The 16,389-nt window shown below is 57.8% G+C and carries 16 protein-coding genes; all 16 read left to right on the forward strand.

Annotated features, from left to right (window positions below; genetic code table 11):
* Positions 1–146 precede the first annotated feature (146 nt).
* The 16 genes from KBF66_RS04210 (at position 147) to KBF66_RS04285 (ending at position 16,334) form a co-directional block, all read left to right on the forward strand.
* Positions 147–2,144, forward strand: coding sequence for an SDR family oxidoreductase (locus KBF66_RS04210; RefSeq protein ID WP_296652700.1), 1,998 nt, complete (start codon positions 147–149; stop codon positions 2,142–2,144).
* Between the two features lie 126 nt (positions 2,145–2,270).
* Positions 2,271–3,632 (forward strand): oligosaccharide flippase family protein, encoded by a 1,362-nt coding sequence (locus KBF66_RS04215; protein ID WP_296652702.1) that lies wholly within the window; start codon positions 2,271–2,273, stop codon positions 3,630–3,632.
* A gap of 3 nt (positions 3,633–3,635) precedes the next feature.
* Positions 3,636–4,292, forward strand: a complete 657-nt coding sequence (locus KBF66_RS04220) for a class I SAM-dependent methyltransferase (RefSeq protein ID WP_296652703.1) — start codon at positions 3,636–3,638, stop codon at positions 4,290–4,292.
* Position 4,293: 1 nt separating this feature from the next.
* A complete protein-coding gene (locus tag KBF66_RS04225; RefSeq protein WP_296652705.1) occupies positions 4,294–5,316 on the forward strand; it encodes an acyltransferase in 1,023 nt (340 codons plus the stop codon).
* Entirely contained in the window at positions 5,313–6,158 is an 846-nt protein-coding gene (locus KBF66_RS04230) for a glycosyltransferase family 2 protein (protein ID WP_296652707.1), read from the forward strand. Before KBF66_RS04225 ends, KBF66_RS04230 begins: the two co-directional genes overlap by 4 nt.
* Entirely contained in the window at positions 6,155–6,985 is an 831-nt protein-coding gene (locus tag KBF66_RS04235; RefSeq protein ID WP_296652710.1) for a glycosyltransferase family 2 protein, read from the forward strand. Before KBF66_RS04230 ends, KBF66_RS04235 begins: the two co-directional genes overlap by 4 nt.
* The gene (locus KBF66_RS04240) at positions 6,982–7,734 is read left to right on the forward strand and encodes a glycosyltransferase family 2 protein (protein WP_296652715.1); all 753 of its coding nucleotides are present in this window, start codon (positions 6,982–6,984) and stop codon (positions 7,732–7,734) included. The genes KBF66_RS04235 and KBF66_RS04240 overlap by 4 nt, the downstream gene beginning before the upstream one ends.
* Complete coding sequence (locus KBF66_RS04245; protein ID WP_296652718.1) at positions 7,731–8,678, forward strand: SDR family oxidoreductase; 948 nt, start codon at positions 7,731–7,733, stop codon at positions 8,676–8,678. Before KBF66_RS04240 ends, KBF66_RS04245 begins: the two co-directional genes overlap by 4 nt.
* Positions 8,675–9,235, forward strand: a complete 561-nt coding sequence (locus tag KBF66_RS04250) for a sugar transferase (RefSeq protein WP_296652722.1) — start codon at positions 8,675–8,677, stop codon at positions 9,233–9,235. The genes KBF66_RS04245 and KBF66_RS04250 overlap by 4 nt, the downstream gene beginning before the upstream one ends.
* A gap of 51 nt (positions 9,236–9,286) precedes the next feature.
* The gene (locus tag KBF66_RS04255; RefSeq protein WP_296652725.1) at positions 9,287–9,610 is read left to right on the forward strand and encodes an H-NS histone family protein; all 324 of its coding nucleotides are present in this window, start codon (positions 9,287–9,289) and stop codon (positions 9,608–9,610) included.
* Between the two features lie 25 nt (positions 9,611–9,635).
* Positions 9,636–11,513: a nucleoside-diphosphate sugar epimerase/dehydratase gene (locus KBF66_RS04260; RefSeq protein ID WP_296652729.1), complete on the forward strand. Its 1,878-nt coding sequence runs from the start codon at positions 9,636–9,638 to the stop codon at positions 11,511–11,513.
* Between the two features lie 83 nt (positions 11,514–11,596).
* Positions 11,597–12,487, forward strand: a complete 891-nt coding sequence (gene argB, locus KBF66_RS04265; RefSeq protein ID WP_296652732.1) for an acetylglutamate kinase — start codon at positions 11,597–11,599, stop codon at positions 12,485–12,487.
* A gap of 59 nt (positions 12,488–12,546) precedes the next feature.
* A complete protein-coding gene (gene slmA / locus KBF66_RS04270; RefSeq protein ID WP_296652735.1) occupies positions 12,547–13,179 on the forward strand; it encodes a nucleoid occlusion factor SlmA in 633 nt (210 codons plus the stop codon).
* A gap of 151 nt (positions 13,180–13,330) precedes the next feature.
* Positions 13,331–14,020, forward strand: coding sequence for a TetR/AcrR family transcriptional regulator (locus KBF66_RS04275; protein WP_296652738.1), 690 nt, complete (start codon positions 13,331–13,333; stop codon positions 14,018–14,020).
* A gap of 26 nt (positions 14,021–14,046) precedes the next feature.
* Positions 14,047–15,843 (forward strand): acyl-CoA dehydrogenase C-terminal domain-containing protein, encoded by a 1,797-nt coding sequence (locus KBF66_RS04280; protein ID WP_296652742.1) that lies wholly within the window; start codon positions 14,047–14,049, stop codon positions 15,841–15,843.
* 116 nt (positions 15,844–15,959) lie between these two features.
* Positions 15,960–16,334, forward strand: coding sequence for a DUF2147 domain-containing protein (locus KBF66_RS04285; protein ID WP_296652791.1), 375 nt, complete (start codon positions 15,960–15,962; stop codon positions 16,332–16,334).
* Positions 16,335–16,389 lie beyond the last annotated feature (55 nt).

The following is a 16,389-nucleotide window of genomic DNA, read 5'->3' on the forward strand; positions in this document are numbered from 1 at the left end:
ATTTGGCGCAACTGTAGGGGTACCGATGTTCGAGGTGTAGGTGTGTCTTACTAATTTGCCGGCCATGGGCGTGCTGCCCACGGGTTTACGCTGAATGCAAAAAGTGCTGTTTCGGGCAAGAATGCGGCATCAGTAATGGAGTTGACATGCAATATTTTGTGACGGGTGCGACGGGTTTCATCGGAAAACGTCTGGTTGGCAAGCTGCTGCAGCGAAAAGGCGCGGTGGTTTATTTTCTGATCCGCAAGGAAAGCCAGGACAAAGTCAAGGCGCTGCGCGAGTTTTGGGGTGTGGGGCCGACACGGGCCATCCCGGTACTGGGTGAGCTAGCTGACAAAAAACTGGGTGTGGCTGCGGCCGATATCAAGCAGATCAAGGGGCAGATCGACCACTTTTATCATCTCGCCGCCATTTACGACCTGGGGGCTGATGAAGGCAGCCAGATCGCAGTCAACGTGGATGGGACCCGCAATACGGTCGATTTCGCCCGAAGCATTGAGGCGAAACATTTTCACCACGTGTCGTCTATTGCTGCGGCCGGTTTGTATGAAGGGGTGTTTCGCGAGGATATGTTCGATGAGGCCGAGAATTACGAGCACCCGTATTTCATGACCAAGCACGAGAGTGAAAAAATTGTGCGCACCGAGTGCAAGCTGCCCTGGAGCATTTACCGTCCGGCAATGGTCGTGGGCGATAGCCGCACGGGCGAAATGGACAAGATCGACGGACCCTACTATTTTTTCAAGCTGATTCAGCGTATGCGGCAGCTGTTGCCGCCATGGATGCCATCGATCGGGCTGGAAGGTGGGCGCATCAATATTGTGCCGGTTGACTTTGTGGTGGATGCACTTGCCACCATCAGTCATCAAAGCAGCATTGCCGGCAAGTGTTACCACCTGGTCGATCCGGTGGGGTACCGCGTTGGTGATGTGCTGGATATTTTCAGCCGTGCCGCGCATGCGCCCAAGATGAACCTGTTTATCAATGCAGCGCTGCTGGGTTTTATACCGCGCAGCGTCAAGAAGGGGCTGATGGCGCTGGCACCGGTGCGCCGCATTCGCAGCGCCATCATGGCCGATCTGGGGTTGCCGGAAGACATGCTCACCTTTGTGAACTACCCCACGCGTTTTGATTGCCGGGACACTGTCGCCGCACTCAAGGGGACCGGTGTTGCCTGTCCCAAGCTGGATGACTATGCCTGGCGGTTGTGGGACTACTGGGAGCGGCATCTGGATCCGGACCTGCACATCGACCGCAGTCTGCGTGGCACGGTGGCCGGAAAGGTGGTTCTTGTCACAGGCGGATCTTCTGGCATTGGTTTGGCTGCAGCCCACAAGTTTGCTGAGGCGGGTGCTATCACTTTGATTTGTGGCCGCGACCAGGAGAAGCTTGACGAGGCGTGTGCCGAGGCCACCTCCCGCGGCTACAAGTTTGTTGCGTACGCCGTCGACATTGCCGAACAGGCCGCCTGTGACGCGTTTGTGCAGCAGGTGATCACGCAGCACGGTGGCGTGGACTTTCTGATCAACAACGCTGGGCGCTCCATTCGCCGGGCGATTGAGTCCAGCTATGACCGCTTCCACGACTATGAGCGCACCATGCAGCTCAACTACTTTGGCAGCCTGCGCGTCACCACCGGCTTTTTGCCTGGCATGGTGGCCAAACGCAGGGGCCATGTGGTCAACATCAGTTCCATTGGTGTGCTGACCAATGCGCCGCGTTTCAGTGCCTATGTGGCCAGCAAGGCTGCGCTGGATGCCTGGACGCGTTGCGCTTCCAGCGAGTTTGCCGATCAGGGCATCAGTTTCACCACCATCAATATGCCGCTGGTGCGCACTCCCATGATTGCGCCAACCAACCTTTATAACAACGTGCCGACGCTTTCACCCGAAGAGGCGGCCGACATGATTGCGCAGGCCTGCATCTTTAAACCGGTGCGCATTGCCACCCGGTTGGGCATCACCGGGCAGATTTTGCATGCGGCCTTGCCTCGGGTAGCTCAGATCGCCATGAACACCAGTTTCAGGATGTTCCCCGATTCCAGCGCCGCAAAAGGTGCCAAACCTGACGAAAAATCTGCCAAGTCGCAACTGTCGCCCGAAGCGGTGGCGTTGCAGCAGATGATGCGCGGCATCCATTTTTAGCAGCGCGCCTGATTGCAGTCGATGCGGCGATAATCCGCCGCTCGGGGCACCTGGGGGTGCCCTTTTAATGTCCGAGTGGCTTGATGCTGGCAGAGTCCCTGCGGGCGAAGCTCTCCTTCCTGCCTGATGCCACCTGCCACCCTTCTGTCGCGCAGTCTCCTTCACTCGGTTTTCTGGTCCTTGTCAGGAACCGTGGTGCCCATGCTCGCCGCGCTCGCGGCGGTGCCCTGGTTGATGCAGACCCTGGGACAGGAGCGTGTGGGCATCCTGTCGTTGGTCTGGGTGGTGGTGGGTTATTTCAGTTTTCTTGACATGGGGCTTGGCCGCGCGGTGACCGTGGCGGTTGCTGCCCTGAGGGCGAACGCGGTGGCGGGAACTCACGTCGATGAGACCCACGTGTTGGGAACAGCATCGGTTTTGTTGTCAGGCATCGGTGTGGCGGCGGCGGTGGTTTTGGGCCTTGCGGTTTCAGTCTGGGGGGTGCCGTTTGACTTGTCTTCACCCAGCTTGCGTGAAGAGGTGAAGCTGGCCTTGTTTTGGACCTTGCCCAGTTTGCCATTGCTATTGCTGTCATCAGCGCTGCGCGGCCAACTGGAAGGGATCGGGGCATTCAAGGCCCTCAATCTGCTGCGTATTCCGACCGGTGTCCTGCTGGTCTTGGGTCCGTGTCTGAGTGCCACCTGGACGCCCAGTCTGATTGGTGCCTGTGTCAGCATTCTGATCGTGCGTCTGTTGCATGTGCTGGTACTTTGGCGCCTGGTGTCGGATCAGGCTGGCGTTGGCGCTGCTGCCTATGGCCGTGTTTTGTTGCATGGCGTCAGCCTGGTCTGGCTGCGCCGACTGCTCTCTTTTGGCAGTTGGGTGACGGTCAGCAATGTGATTGGCCCCTTGATCGTTTATGTGGATCGGTTTGTCATTGGTTTTACACTGTCTGCCGCTGCAGTGGCCGTCTATGCGATTCCGTTTGACCTGGTGTCGCGACTGCCGATTTTGATCGCGGCTTTGTGCAGCGTGCTGCTTCCCGAGCTGGCGCGTCTGGCCAGCCTGGCGTCATCCTCAGACCCTTCGGCAACTTCCAGAGCGCAGCAACTGGTCGCGCGTTCCAGTGCCCTGAGTCTGCTGGTTGTCACATTGGTGGTGGCACTGGCCTATCTGGGCACGCCGTGGGCGTTTCATGTGTGGCTTGGCGCAGACTTTTCTGCCCAGGCAACGGCGCCGACACGCGTGTTGCTGTTTGCCTTCGGTGTCAATGCCCTGGCGCAGATTCCGTTCACTGCACTGCAGGCGGTTGGCAGGGTCCGACAGGTCGCCTTGTTGCACAGTATTGAGTTGCTGCCCTATGCTGCACTTGTTTTCTTGGCCATTTCTAGCCTTGGGCTGATCGGAGCCGCTTGGGCCTGGCTGCTCAGAAGCGTCGTAGACTACGCCGCTTTGGCCTGGATGTGGCATCGGCACCAGGGTACCGCCGCGATCAGCAGCACGATTTGAGCCATGCAAAGTTATACCAACAAAGCCGATACTTATTTTGCGCACGCCCGCAAGGAAATCGCGCCGCTTCTGCCAGCCGATTGTGGGCGCGTTCTTGAGTTGGGGTGCGGCTCCGGTGCGACGCTGGCGTGGTTGCGCCAGGTGCGGCGTGTGGCTTACACGGCCGGGGTTGAAATTTCAGAAACTGCGGCAAAGGCGGCACGTCAGGACGTGGACGAGGTGCACTGTGCCGATATCGAGCGCACCGAGGTGTTTTTCTCAGGCGGTCGGTTCGACCTGGTGCTGTGTCTGGATGTTTTGGAGCATCTGGTCGACCCATGGGCCATGGTTGACCGCCTGGTTACACAACAACTGGCCGCGGGTGGTACGCTCATTGTGAGTGTGCCCAATATCCGGCATTTCAGTGTGCTGGTTCCGCTGCTGTTTCAGGGGCGCTGGGATTACACCGATGCGGGCCATCTGGATCGAACACATTTGCGTTTTTTCACACGGCATTCTGCGTTGCAGCTGCTGACCCATCCACGGCTGACGAAGCCGGTCTGCCGGGACACGGGTTTTGTCGGCTGGTCACGCAAGAATCTGCTCAATACCCTGACTTTGGGCCTCTTCAGGGACTTTGTCACCTACCAGTACTATCTGGTGGCTCGAGAGAGGAGCTAGTTTGGGGGCAGGGCTTGGAAAGACGGCCAGTGCGGGCAACTCCCTTGATCTGTTGCGCTTGGGCGCTGCGGGTATGGTGCTGTACAGTCACCAGCATGTGTTGCTCGGCCATCCCGAGACCAATTTCATGGGGTGGACCAGCTTTGGCGGGGCGGGGGTATCGGTGTTTTTCTTCTTGAGTGGATGTCTGATTTGGTCGAGTTGGGTGCGGGATCCCGATGGATGGCGATTTTTTCAGCGTCGTGCCTTGCGGATCTTTCCGGCGTTGTGGGTGTTGGTGTTGCTCACGGTGCTGGTGCTGGGTCCTGCCATCTCGGTCTTGCCGCTTGGGGAGTACGGGTCTTCTGCTGCGACCTGGCGTTACCTGAGCACGGCAATCTTGCTGGTGCGTTATGGGTTGCCGGGTGTTTTTGAAGACAATCCGTACCCTGACGCGGTCAATGGTTCTTTGTGGACCTTGCCAGTGGAGTTTTTTTGTTATGTTCTGCTGGCTGTGCTGGGCCTTGTTTTTCGTCGAGCGAACTGGCGTGGATTGGCGCTCGGAATGGCACTGGCGCTGAGTGGTGCGGCCTTTGGCGTACCCGTGTTAGGGCAGCGGTTTCTTGCACATTTTGAGATGGTTGCTTTTTTTTGGTGGGGTGCCGTCTACGCGTTCGTTCGTGGCGACCCGGCTTGGACAAAACACCAGTGGCGGGTATCCGCAGCCGTTTTGTTGGCGCTATTGATTTTTTGGGTCAGCAGCCCGCGCGGCATGGAGCGCACGGCTTTGCTGCTGTTTGCCGCAGGCCTGGTGGCTGTGGCGCAAGTTTGGCAGGGTGGCGCACGGTTGACGAAACCTTTGGGTGATTTGTCTTACGGTATGTACATATTTGCCTTTCCGGTGCAGCAGGTGGTGGTGTCGATGGGTCAGTCTTACGGCTGGAGTTTTGAGTTCCACCTGGCGCTGTCGTTTGGGTTGACGATGCTGCTGGCCTGGTTGTCCTGGCATCTTGTCGAAAAAAGAGCGCTTCGCTTTAAGCCATGACCAAGGATGGCAGCACGAGTCGGGTCGGTGTGGTGGTGCTCAACTGGAACGGTTGGCGCGACACACTTGCCTGCCTTGCGTCATTGCAGAAGCTGGATTATCCGGACTTTGACCTGATCGTGGTGGACAACGGTTCCACCGACGATTCGGTGCAGCACATCCTGGCACATCAACCGGCCGTGACGCTGCTGCAAACTGGGGCGAACTTGGGGTTTGGAGGCGGTTGCAATGTGGGTATTCGGTACGCTCTTGGCGTTGGTGCAGATTACATCTGGCTGATCAACAGCGACGCCACCGTGGCAGTCGGCGCACTTTCTGCGCTGGTGACCGTGGCGCAAGGCAACCCATCGTTGGGCGCGGTGGGCTCGCTGCTGTTTGATGCCGGTGGAGTTGATCGGATCCAGCTTTGGGGCGGTGGCCGGGTGAATCTGTGGACCGGGCGTTCCCATCATCAGCGTGTGCCCGCTGCGCTGGACTTTGTCTCTGGGGCTTCGATGTTGCTGCGCCGAGAGGCACTGCAGCAAGTGGGGCTGTTTGATGATCGGTCTTTCTTCATGTACTGGGAAGACACCGACTTGGGCGCTCGCCTTCGCCAAGCAGGCTGGCTACTAGGCGTCGCGGAGCAGTCGCGGGTGTGGCACAAGCAATCGGCAAGTCTGGGGCGGGGCAGTCCCCTGCTGGATCAATACTTCACACGGTCTGCCTTGCGGTTCTTTCGCAAGCATGCACCAATACCCTGGGTTCCAACTGTGAGTTTGATGGTCATGATGCTGCTCAAACGCGTTTTTTGTGCTGACAGCCAGCGGGCTTGCGCGGTGCTGAAGGGTTTTGTCGACGCATGAAAACCTCTGTTGCGGTTTCGGTGGTGATCCCGTGCTTTCGCTGTGCGAAAACCATTGAGCGTGCCTTGGCCTCGGTGGTGGCGCAGACCTGTCAGCCGGTCGAGGTGATTCTGGTCGATGATGCAAGCGGTGATGACACGCTTTCAGTCTTGCGTGCACAGCAGGCGAAATTTGAACCGGGCTGGATCAATTTGCTGGCGCTGGAGCAGAACCAGGGTGCTGCTAGCGCTCGAAATGCCGCCTGGGCCGTGGCCAGCCAGCCTTTTGTTGCTTTTTTGGATGCCGACGACGCCTGGCACTTCCGCAAGCTCGAAATCCAGTTCGCCTACATGGCAGCCAACCCCGATGTGGTGTTGTGTGGTCATGGGCACCGGCTGCTCAAACAGGGTGTGTTGCCGTATTGGGCCGTGCAAAAATCGGCCGGCATTGTGCTGCGCAAATGGCGCCTGATTTTGTCCAACCGCTTTGTGACGCCTTCGGTCATGATCCGGCGCGACACCGTACACCGGTTTGAAGAGCGCCAGCGGTATATGGAAGACCATATGCTGTGGCTGAAAGTAGTGTGCGCCGGCGAGAAGGTGGTGAAGTTGCCGATGGATCTGGCCGCCATTTACAAAAACCCTTTCGGAGTCACGGGTTTGAGCTCGCAGGTGTGGCTGATGGAACGTAGCGATCTGGGCAACTACCAGCGCCTGTTCCGGCGGGGCAGTATCCAGCGTTGGCAGTTGTCGCTGTTGGCCGTTTATTCCGTGCTGAAGTATTTTCGCCGTCTGATCATTTATCTGATTTATTTGCGATGGAAAACCAAACGGCCGAAAGATCTATGATGATCACCGTTTCAGTCGTCAGCCACGGGCAATGGCCGCTGGTTGCAAAGTTGCTGGAGGATTTTCAGTCGAGTTGCGCTGATTTCGCTTTTGAGCTGATTCTGACACTCAATATCCCGGAACTTGCGGTATTTGATGCTGCTGATTATGACTTTCCGGTCCAGATCATTCGAAACCTGAAACCCAAAGGATTCGGTGCCAATCACAATACTGCTTTTGCTCAGTCCAGAGGCCACTACTTTTGTGTGATGAATCCGGATATCCGATTTAGCGCATGTCCTTTCGGGGGGTTGCTGGCGTCCTTTGTCGATCCATCCGTGGGTATTGCAGCACCCTTGGTACTCGGTCCAACTGGTCAGCTCGAAGACAGCGCGCGTAAATTTCCCACACCCAAAAAAATACTTGGCAAATTGACTTCGGGCTCACAACAAGCAGATTACCCATCGGATGGTGAGGTGCGGGTCGTGGATTGGTGTGCGGGTATGTTGCTGCTATTTCCCAAGCAGGTGTATGCAGAACTACAAGGATTTGATGAGCGGTATTTTCTCTATTATGAAGACGTGGACATTTGTGCGCGCCTGAGTTTGTCGCAACGCCAGGTGGCGTGGTGCACCCAGACTCAGGTCGTGCATCATGCACAGCGCACCAGCCATCGACAATTCAAGTACACCGTGTGGCATATCCGTAGCATTGCTCGCTTTTTTCGGTCACCGGTTTTCCGGCAACTGCGTGGGGCCGGCCTTCTATGAGGGTATTGGTCACGGGTGCCAATGGACTGGTCGGACGTCGTCTGTGCGGACATCTGACCGCGCTCGGTGTGGCGGTGCGGGCGGTTGTGCGGGATGGTGGCGCGAGCAAACTGTCGGGCGATTGTGTCCGCGTGGGGGATCTCGGCGCTTCAACGTCGTGGCACGAGGCGCTGTCCGGTGTGGATACCATCGTCCATCTGGCAGCGCGGGTGCATGTCATGAACGACGATGCAGCCGATCCGCTGGCGGCATTTCGACAGGTGAACGTGGCGGCGACGCTGAATCTGGCACGACAGGCGGTCAGCGCCGGGGTGCGGCGCCTGGTGTTCGTCAGCACCGTCAAGGTCAATGGAGAGCACACCGCCCCGGGGCAGGTTTTTGCGGAGCATGATATACCCGCACCGCAGGACCCTTATGCCATCAGCAAGTGGGAGGCAGAACAGGGCTTGTGGGCGATTGTCCGCGACACCGGTCTGGAACTGGTGATTGTTCGCCCGCCCTTGGTGTATGGGCCAGGGGTGCGCGCCAACTTTGCCGCATTGGTGCGTTGGGTTCAGCGCGGCTGGCCTTTGCCGCTGGCGGCAGTTCACAATGCCAGAAGCCTGGTTGCATTGGACAACCTGGTGGACTTTCTGAGTATTTGCCTCAGCCATCCGGCGGCCGCCAATCAGCTATTTCTGGTCAGCGACGGTGAAGACAAGTCGACCGCTGATCTGGTTCGAGGAATCGCTCACGCGCTGAGACGACCATCAAGACTGGTTGCTTTGCCGGTCTGGGCTTTGCAGCTGGCGGGCCGCTTGACGGGTCGCACTCACGTCATTGACCGTTTGTGCGCCAACTTGCAGCTGGATATTCATAAAGCCCGCCAACGGTTGCAATGGGAACCAAGGATCACCGTTGCAGAGGGTTTGCGTCGGACGATTTCCATTGAAGCCCCGACATGAAAAGGATTTTTGATGTTTTGCTGGCGTTGTTGGCGCTGGTGCTCCTGTTGGTACCGCTGATTGCGGTCGCCATCGTGGTACGGCTTACCTCTCGTGGGCCAATACTATATTGGTCAGACCGGGTTGGACGGGACAATCAGCTATTCAGAATGCCGAAGTTTCGTAGCATGAAAATTGGCACGCCCGCGGTCGCCACCCATTTGTTGAACAATCCCGCGATTTACCTGACGTCGGTAGGTGGTTTCTTGAGAAAGAGCAGTCTGGATGAATTGCCGCAATTGTGGAGCATTCTGAAAGGAGATATGAGTTTTGTCGGGCCACGACCGGCTTTGTTCAATCAGCATGACCTGATCACTTTACGAACCCGGGTGCAAGTCCATCGTTTGACTCCGGGTTTGACGGGCTGGGCACAAATCAACGGCCGTGATGAGTTGCCGATTCCGGACAAAGTCGCATTGGATATTGAATACTTGAAGAATCAATCGCTTTATTTTGATGTGAAGATTATTTTTAGCACGATTTTTAAGGTGATAAGGCGGGATAATGTTACGCATTAAAACAATACGCCAAGTCGACTTTCAGGGATTTTTCATGAACAGGTATTTGAAATGAACAATTTGATCGAGATACAGAACCAGATTGCAATGCTGCAAAAACAGGCCGAGGAGATCAAGGCCCAGGAGTTCAGCAAGACAGTGCAGGAGATCCTGGCCAAAATGGAGGCCTTTGGCATCACGGTGGCCGATTTGGAGGGTGGCAAGGGTCGACCACGCAAGGTAGCCGGCAGCGCGACCAAGTCGAGCAATCCGGCACCGGCCAAATACCGTGGTCCCAACGGGGAAACCTGGAGTGGTCGTGGCTTGATGCCGCGCTGGCTTGCCGCTTTGGTGGCTCAAGGTAGAACCAAAGAGTCATTTGCCATCTCATCTTGAGAATAGGGTGATTCAAGGTTATTGAATGCAAAGCAGGGTTCTGGAGTGGCCGCGCTGGGTCAAGCGGCTGGTGGTGATTGGTCTTGATGTTGCTCTGGCCCTGTTTGCAACCTGGATCGCCTTTGCCTTGCGGCTGGACTATTACGGGCCGCCAGTGGGAGCCCAATGGTGGGTCTATTTGCTGGCGCCAGCGCTCTTCATCCCGATTTTTTTCCGCTTTGGCCTGTATCGGGCCATCTTTCGTTACACCGGCCAGGCCGCCTTGCAAACCACCGGATTGGCGGTACTGATCTACGGTGGTGTTCTTTTTGTGATTCTGCTGTGGATGCAGTGGCCCTGGGTCCCTCGTACCTTGGGTGTTTTGCAGCCATTGATTTTTTTGTTGCTGCTGGTCAGTAGCCGTGCCGTCGCTCGCTTCTGGCTGGCCGGACAAGGCCACCATGGCGCCAAGCTTGAAGGTCGGCTGTTGGTGTACGGTGCGGGTACGGCAGGTGTACAAACCGCGGCGGCGCTTCGGTTGTCACAGCAGTATGCGCTGCTGGGTTTTGTGGACGATGATCCGACCAAGGCAGGGCGCAGCCTCAACGGGGTTCCGGTGTTTTCTCCGGCTGATATCGCTCGGGTCATTGCCCGGCAGGGCGTGACCGATATCCTGCTGGCCCTGCCCAGTGTCTCGCGTGACCGGCGCAATGCGATATTGCAAAGCCTGGCGCATTTGCCCGTTCATGTGCGCACCTTGCCGGGTTTGGCCGATCTGGCCAGTGGCCGCGTCACGGTACAGGACTTTCATGAACTTGACCTGGAAGACCTGCTTGGACGCGACCCGGTGCCACCCGACCCGGTCTTGCTGGCGCGCGATCTCGCCGGACAGGTGGTACTGGTCACGGGTGCCGGGGGCAGCATTGGCAGCGAACTGACCCGGCAGATTGTGCGGCAGCGCCCGCGCCAACTGCTGCTGTTTGACCACCACGAGTTTGGTCTTTACAGTATTCATCAGGAACTGCTGGAACTGATGAATGCCGAAGGTTTGCAGGTGGCATTGCGGCCGCTGCTTGGCAGTATCAGCAACCCGGAGCGACTGGACACCATTTGCGCGATTTACCGTCCCAGCACGGTCTACCACGCGGCAGCCTACAAGCACGTGCCAATGGTGGAAGACAACCCAGGTGAAGGGGTGCTGAACAACGTGTTTGGTACTTTGAACGTGGCGCTGGCGGCGCGGCGCAGCGGTGCTGCGCGCTTTGTGCTGGTCTCCACCGACAAGGCGGTTCGTCCGACCAATGTGATGGGTGCCAGCAAGCGAATGGCCGAACTGGTCTTGCAGGCCTTGTCGCCTTTGGAGGATGGTGCTGCGGGCACCTGCTTCTGTATGGTCCGCTTTGGTAACGTGCTGGGCTCCAGCGGTAGTGTGGTGCCGTTGTTTCGTCGCCAACTTGCCAGTGGCGGCCCGCTGACCGTCACCCATCCGGAAGTCACGCGTTACTTCATGACCATCCCTGAGGCAGCGCAACTGGTGTTGCAGGCAGGTGCCATGGCACGCGGTGGCGATGTTTTCGTGCTGGACATGGGGGAGCCCGTGAGAATCATGGATCTGGCGCGGCGCATGGTGGCGCTGGCGGGTCTTCGGGTTCGCGATGCGGCCTGTCCCGATGGCGATATCGAAATCGCGGTGACCGGGCTGCGTCCGGCTGAAAAGCTGTATGAAGAGCTGCTGATCGGTGATGATCCGCAGCCTACCACCCATCCGCGCATCATGAAAGCGCAAGAAGTCTGTTTGACCTGGACCGAACTGGCCCCGCATCTGGACACCCTGCGCAGCGCTGCCGCAGCCGGCGACTTGCCAGGCATCAAAGCGGTACTTGGCTGCTGTGTCCAAGGGTTTGCCACGGCGACCACCGGTTGAATTGGCGTCGGTCCTTGCGGCAGCTTGCGGATGCGGCACAATTTAAGCTTCCATCCGGATTCCTTTCTGTCAACACCACGCACATGACCGACGTATCTCACATTTCCCCACGCGACAAGGCTGAAATTCTGGCTCAGGCGCTGCCTTACATTCGCAAGTTTCACGGCAAGACCATGGTCATCAAATACGGTGGCAACGCCATGACCGACCCGGCCCTGCAGGCAGATTTTGCCGAAGACGTGGTTCTGCTCAAGCTGGTGGGTATCAATCCGGTGGTGGTCCACGGTGGTGGCCCGCAAATCGAAACCGCGCTGAAGCGTTTGGGTAAAAAGGGCGAATTCATTCAGGGTATGCGGGTCACCGATGCCGAAACCATGGAAGTGGTCGAGTGGGTGCTGGGCGGGGAGGTGCAGCAAGACATTGTTGGTCTGATCAATCAGGCGGGTGGCAAGGCAGTGGGGCTGACCGGGCGCGATGGTGGCATGATCCGCGCGCAAAAACTCAAGATGCTTGACAACGCCGACCCGAGCAAAGAGCACGATGTCGGGCAGGTGGGAGACATCGTCAGCGTCGACCCCAGCGTGGTCAGGGCTTTGCAGGACGACGCTTTCATTCCGGTCATCAGTCCGATTGGCTTTGGTGACAACAACGAGAGTTACAACATCAATGCCGACGTGGTGGCGGCCAGACTCGCCATGGTGCTCAAGGCCGAGAAACTGATGATGCTGACCAATATCAGCGGCGTGCTCAACAAGGCGGGTGAACTGCTCCCGGAATTGACAGCACAGCAGATAGACGGCCTCTTTGCCGACGGCACGCTCAGCGGTGGCATGTTGCCAAAAATTGCGGGTGCGCTGGATGCTGCCAAAAGCGGCGTCAATGCCGTGCACATCATCGATGGTCGCGTGCCCCATGTGCTGCTGCTTGAAATCTTGACCGATCAAGCCTTTGGCACCATGATCCGTTCCCAATAATTGCTATTGAAAACGTATCTAAAAAAATAATACATGCAAGCGCTAGAGGCCAACAGAACATGAAAAATGCAAGCCAGGCCGAGGCGTCACCACTCAGCACCCGGACGCGTGCACGGGCCAAGCCCGGCGAGCGGCGCTTGCAGATTCTGCAGGCACTGGCGGTCATGCTGGAGCAGCCCGCTGCCGAGCGCATCACCACGGCAGCCCTGGCGGCGCAATTGCAGGTTAGCGAGGCCGCACTGTACCGCCACTTTGCCAGCAAGGCGCAAATGTTTGAAGCGCTGATCGATTTCATCGAGCAAAGCGTTTTTGGCTTGATCGGTCAGATCAGCAGCAGCAACGCAGCCGGTGGCCAACAGGCTGGGCAGATGGTGACCCTGTTACTGCGGTTTGCCGAGAAAAACCGTGGCATGGCACGCGTCATGGTGGGCGAAGCCTTGGTGCTGGAGCATCCGCGATTGCAGCAGCGAATGAACCTGTTTTTCGACAAGTTTGAATCTGCGCTCAAGCAAAGTCTGCGCGATGGTGCGCTCGATGCCGCCACCGCGACGCCCACGCGGATGCAACATCTTCGTGCCGCAATCCTGACCGCATTTGCCATAGGACGATTGCAGCGTTATGTGCGTGGCGGTTTCAGGCACCTGCCGTCGGAGCAGCTGGAGGAGGGCCTGTTGCTCATGCTGGGTCATTGAATGCTCGCTATTCAGGGCGCGCAAGGGTTGGCGTGCCGGTTCACTAGGGGAAAACCCCGGTCCGGGCTAGAACGAGGTCCCTAGAACTGCTGCGCTGTCGCTACAAAACCGGGATTTGTTGCAAAATAGAACGACCGTTCTTTTATGCAACATGCGCAAACTCCTATCTACATCCCAACCTGAGCGTGACAGCGTCTCGTCTGCGTCCCGCGGTGAGCGTGCCTTGCAGAAGGGCCAGCAAACCAAGCAGCTCATCATCGACGCTGCGCTGGGGCTGGCTGAGCAGATTGGGCTTGAAGGCCTGAGTATCGGCGCGCTGGCCGAAGTCACCCATATGAGCAAGTCGGGCGTGTTTGCCCACTTCGGCTCGCGTGAAGAATTGCAGATCTCGGTGATCCGCGAGTATTACAAGCGCTTTGCTGACGAGGTGTTTTTCCCCGCCATGAACGAGCCGCGTGGCCTGCCACGGGTGCGCGCGCTGTTTGCCAACTGGATGAAACGCGTGGCCGTTGAAATCCAGTCGGGCTGCATATTCATCAGTGGTGCCGTCGAGTTTGACGATCGCCCCGGCCCGGTGCGCGATGCATTGGCTTCTTCGGTGCAGACATGGCTAGCGGCCATGTACCGTGCCGTTGTGCAAGCCAAAGAGGCCAGCCATCTGGTGGCTGATGCCGATGAGCAGCAGATGGCCTTCGAGATTCATGGCCTGATCCTGGCACTGCATTACGAGGCCCGCTTCTTGAAAAACCCGGGTGCCATTGGCCGCGCCAATACCGGATTTGAAAACATTTTGTTGCGTTACGGCAGGTCGGTCGCCAGACCTTCCGGCATGTCGCGCTGATATCCCTCGCCTACAAGGAGAAAACCATGGCTGTTTACACCCCGCCGCTGCGTGATATGCAGTTTGTCATGCACGAAGTGCTCAACGTCACCGCTGATCTGCAAGCCATGCCGGTACATGCTGACATGGACGCTGACACCATCAACGCCGTGCTGGAAGAAGGTGGCAAATTTGCCGCCAACGTGCTGCTTCCCATCAACATCAGTGGTGACAGCGAGAGTTGCAAGCTCGATACCAGCACGCACGAGGTCAAGACTCCCACCGGCTACAAAGAGGCCTATGCCCAGTACATTGAAGCAGGGTGGGCCGCCCTGGCGTGTGACCCTGAATATGGCGGACAGGGCTTGCCATTGGTGGTGAACCAGTTGTTTTACGAGATGATGAATTCTGCCAATCAGGCCTGGACCATGTATCCCGGTCTGACCCACGGTGCGTACGCCTCCCTGTACACGCACGGCACACCCGAGCAAAAAGCCACTTATCTGCACAAGATGACCAGCGGCGAGTGGACCGGCACCATGTGCCTGACCGAGCCGCACTGCGGCACCGATTTGGGCCTGATGCGCAGCAAGGCCGAGCCCCAAGCGGATGGCACCTACAAGATCACCGGCACCAAGATCTTCATCAGCGCCGGCGAGCACGACCTGGCTGACAACATCATCCACCTGGTGTTGGCCCGACTGCCCGACGCTCCCCAGGGCATCAAGGGCGTGAGCCTGTTCATCGTGCCCAAATTCCATGTGAATGCCGATGGCTCTCTGGGCGCACGCAACAGCGTCTTTGCCTCGCGTCTGGAACACAAGATGGGCATCAAGTCCAGCGCCACCGCGCAGATCGAACTCGAAGGCGCCGTTGGCACTCTGGTCGGTCAACCCAACAAGGGCATGCAAGGCATGTTTGTGATGATGAACGCGGCCCGCCTGGGCGTGGGCAACCAGTCGCTGGGCTTGACCGAAGTGGCGTTCCAGAATGCACTGGCTTATGCCAAAGAGCGGACTCAGATGCGCAGCTTGTCGGGTGTCAAAGCCAAAGACCTGGCTGCCGACCCGATCATTGTGCATCCTGATGTGCGCAAGATGCTGCTCACCGCCAAGGCGTATGCCGAAGGGGGCCGCGCCTTGATGTGTTTCAGCTCGATGCTGCTGGAGAAAGAGCACCACCACCCTGATGAAAAGACACGCAAAGAGTCTGGCGAGATGCTAGCGCTGCTCACCCCCATCGTCAAGGCCTTCATCACCGACAACGGCCATATCTCGACCAATGCCTGCATGCAGGTGTTTGGCGGTCACGGCTTCATCAAGGACAACGGCATGGAGCAGTTTGTGCGCGACAACCGCATCAACATGATCTACGAGGGTACCAACACCATCCAGAGTCTGGATCTGCTGGGACGCAAGGTGCTGGGCAACAACGGTGCCACGCTGAAAAAGTTTGGCAAGCTCATTGGCGCGCTGGTGGCCGAAGAAGGTGTGAACGAAAAGATGGCCGAGTTCATCACCCCGATCGCCATCCTGGGCGATCAGATGACCAAGTTCACCACCGAGCTGGGCTTCAAAGGCTTTCAGAACCCCGACGAAGTCGGTGCCGCTGCGGTCGACTACTTGCGGGTGGCCGGGCACCTGGTGTTTGGCTACTTCTGGGCGCGCATGGCACAAGTGGCGCTGCGCCAGATCGCCTCGGGCAACACGGACCCGTTTTACGTTGCCAAACTGCAGACGGCGCGTTTTTACTTTGCCAAGCTGTTCCCCGAGACGGCAACACTGATGCGCACAGCGCGCACCGGCTCCAAAGTCTTGATGGATACTGATGCGGCGTTAGCCTGAACTTTTTTAACCACTATTCGAGGAGACTTTATATGACAAATTGGACTCTAGCCCATACCGGACGTGCGCTGATAGCTAGCGTATTGGTTGCATTCGGTGGTGCCGCAGCGGCCCAGATGACCCCCGTAGGCCAATGGCACAGCATCGACGACAAGACCAATGAGCTCAAGAGCCTGATCATCATCAAGGAGGCCGGCGGCGTGCTCACGGGGCACATCGAGAAGTTGTTGCGCAAGGATGCCGACCAGAAAAAGCTCTGCACCGAGTGCAGCGACGATCGCAAGGACAAGCCGGTCCTGGGCATGGAAATCATCCGTGGGGCCAAAAAGGTCGAGGGCAAAGACGTTTGGGAGGACGGCAAGATTCTTGATCCGGAAAACGGCAAGTCCTATACCCTGCGTTTGACCCCGATTGAAGACGGCAAAAAGCTGGAAGTCCGCGGCTCGGTATTTGGCATTGGCCGCACGCAAACCTGGGTGCGCGTTCAGTAAATCGCGCGCACTGTTCGCCCTGAGCTTGTCAAAGGGCATATCAGAACGTATTCAA

Source organism: Rhodoferax sp. (genome assembly GCF_018063565.1).
In the GTDB taxonomy this organism is placed as follows: domain Bacteria; phylum Pseudomonadota; class Gammaproteobacteria; order Burkholderiales; family Burkholderiaceae_C; genus Rhodoferax.

What these genes read in the sequence shown, in the direction of transcription:
- KBF66_RS04210 (WP_296652700.1), top strand. Translation starts at nt 147, where the DNA reads ATGCAATATTTTGTGACGGGTGCGACGGGTTTCATCGGAAAACGTCTG.
- KBF66_RS04260 (WP_296652729.1), top strand. Translation starts at nt 9,636, where the DNA reads ATGCAAAGCAGGGTTCTGGAGTGGCCGCGCTGGGTCAAGCGGCTGGTG.
- KBF66_RS04280 (WP_296652742.1), top strand. Translation starts at nt 14,047, where the DNA reads ATGGCTGTTTACACCCCGCCGCTGCGTGATATGCAGTTTGTCATGCAC.
- KBF66_RS04285 (WP_296652791.1), top strand. Translation starts at nt 15,960, where the DNA reads ATGACCCCCGTAGGCCAATGGCACAGCATCGACGACAAGACCAATGAG.
- KBF66_RS04250 (WP_296652722.1), top strand. Translation starts at nt 8,675, where the DNA reads ATGAAAAGGATTTTTGATGTTTTGCTGGCGTTGTTGGCGCTGGTGCTC.
- KBF66_RS04235 (WP_296652710.1), top strand. Translation starts at nt 6,155, where the DNA reads ATGAAAACCTCTGTTGCGGTTTCGGTGGTGATCCCGTGCTTTCGCTGT.
- KBF66_RS04230 (WP_296652707.1), top strand. Translation starts at nt 5,313, where the DNA reads ATGACCAAGGATGGCAGCACGAGTCGGGTCGGTGTGGTGGTGCTCAAC.
- KBF66_RS04255 (WP_296652725.1), top strand. Translation starts at nt 9,287, where the DNA reads ATGAACAATTTGATCGAGATACAGAACCAGATTGCAATGCTGCAAAAA.
- slmA (WP_296652735.1), top strand. Translation starts at nt 12,547, where the DNA reads ATGAAAAATGCAAGCCAGGCCGAGGCGTCACCACTCAGCACCCGGACG.
- KBF66_RS04215 (WP_296652702.1), top strand. Translation starts at nt 2,271, where the DNA reads ATGCCACCTGCCACCCTTCTGTCGCGCAGTCTCCTTCACTCGGTTTTC.
- KBF66_RS04275 (WP_296652738.1), top strand. Translation starts at nt 13,331, where the DNA reads ATGCGCAAACTCCTATCTACATCCCAACCTGAGCGTGACAGCGTCTCG.
- KBF66_RS04240 (WP_296652715.1), top strand. Translation starts at nt 6,982, where the DNA reads ATGATGATCACCGTTTCAGTCGTCAGCCACGGGCAATGGCCGCTGGTT.
- KBF66_RS04245 (WP_296652718.1), top strand. Translation starts at nt 7,731, where the DNA reads ATGAGGGTATTGGTCACGGGTGCCAATGGACTGGTCGGACGTCGTCTG.
- argB (WP_296652732.1), top strand. Translation starts at nt 11,597, where the DNA reads ATGACCGACGTATCTCACATTTCCCCACGCGACAAGGCTGAAATTCTG.
- KBF66_RS04220 (WP_296652703.1), top strand. Translation starts at nt 3,636, where the DNA reads ATGCAAAGTTATACCAACAAAGCCGATACTTATTTTGCGCACGCCCGC.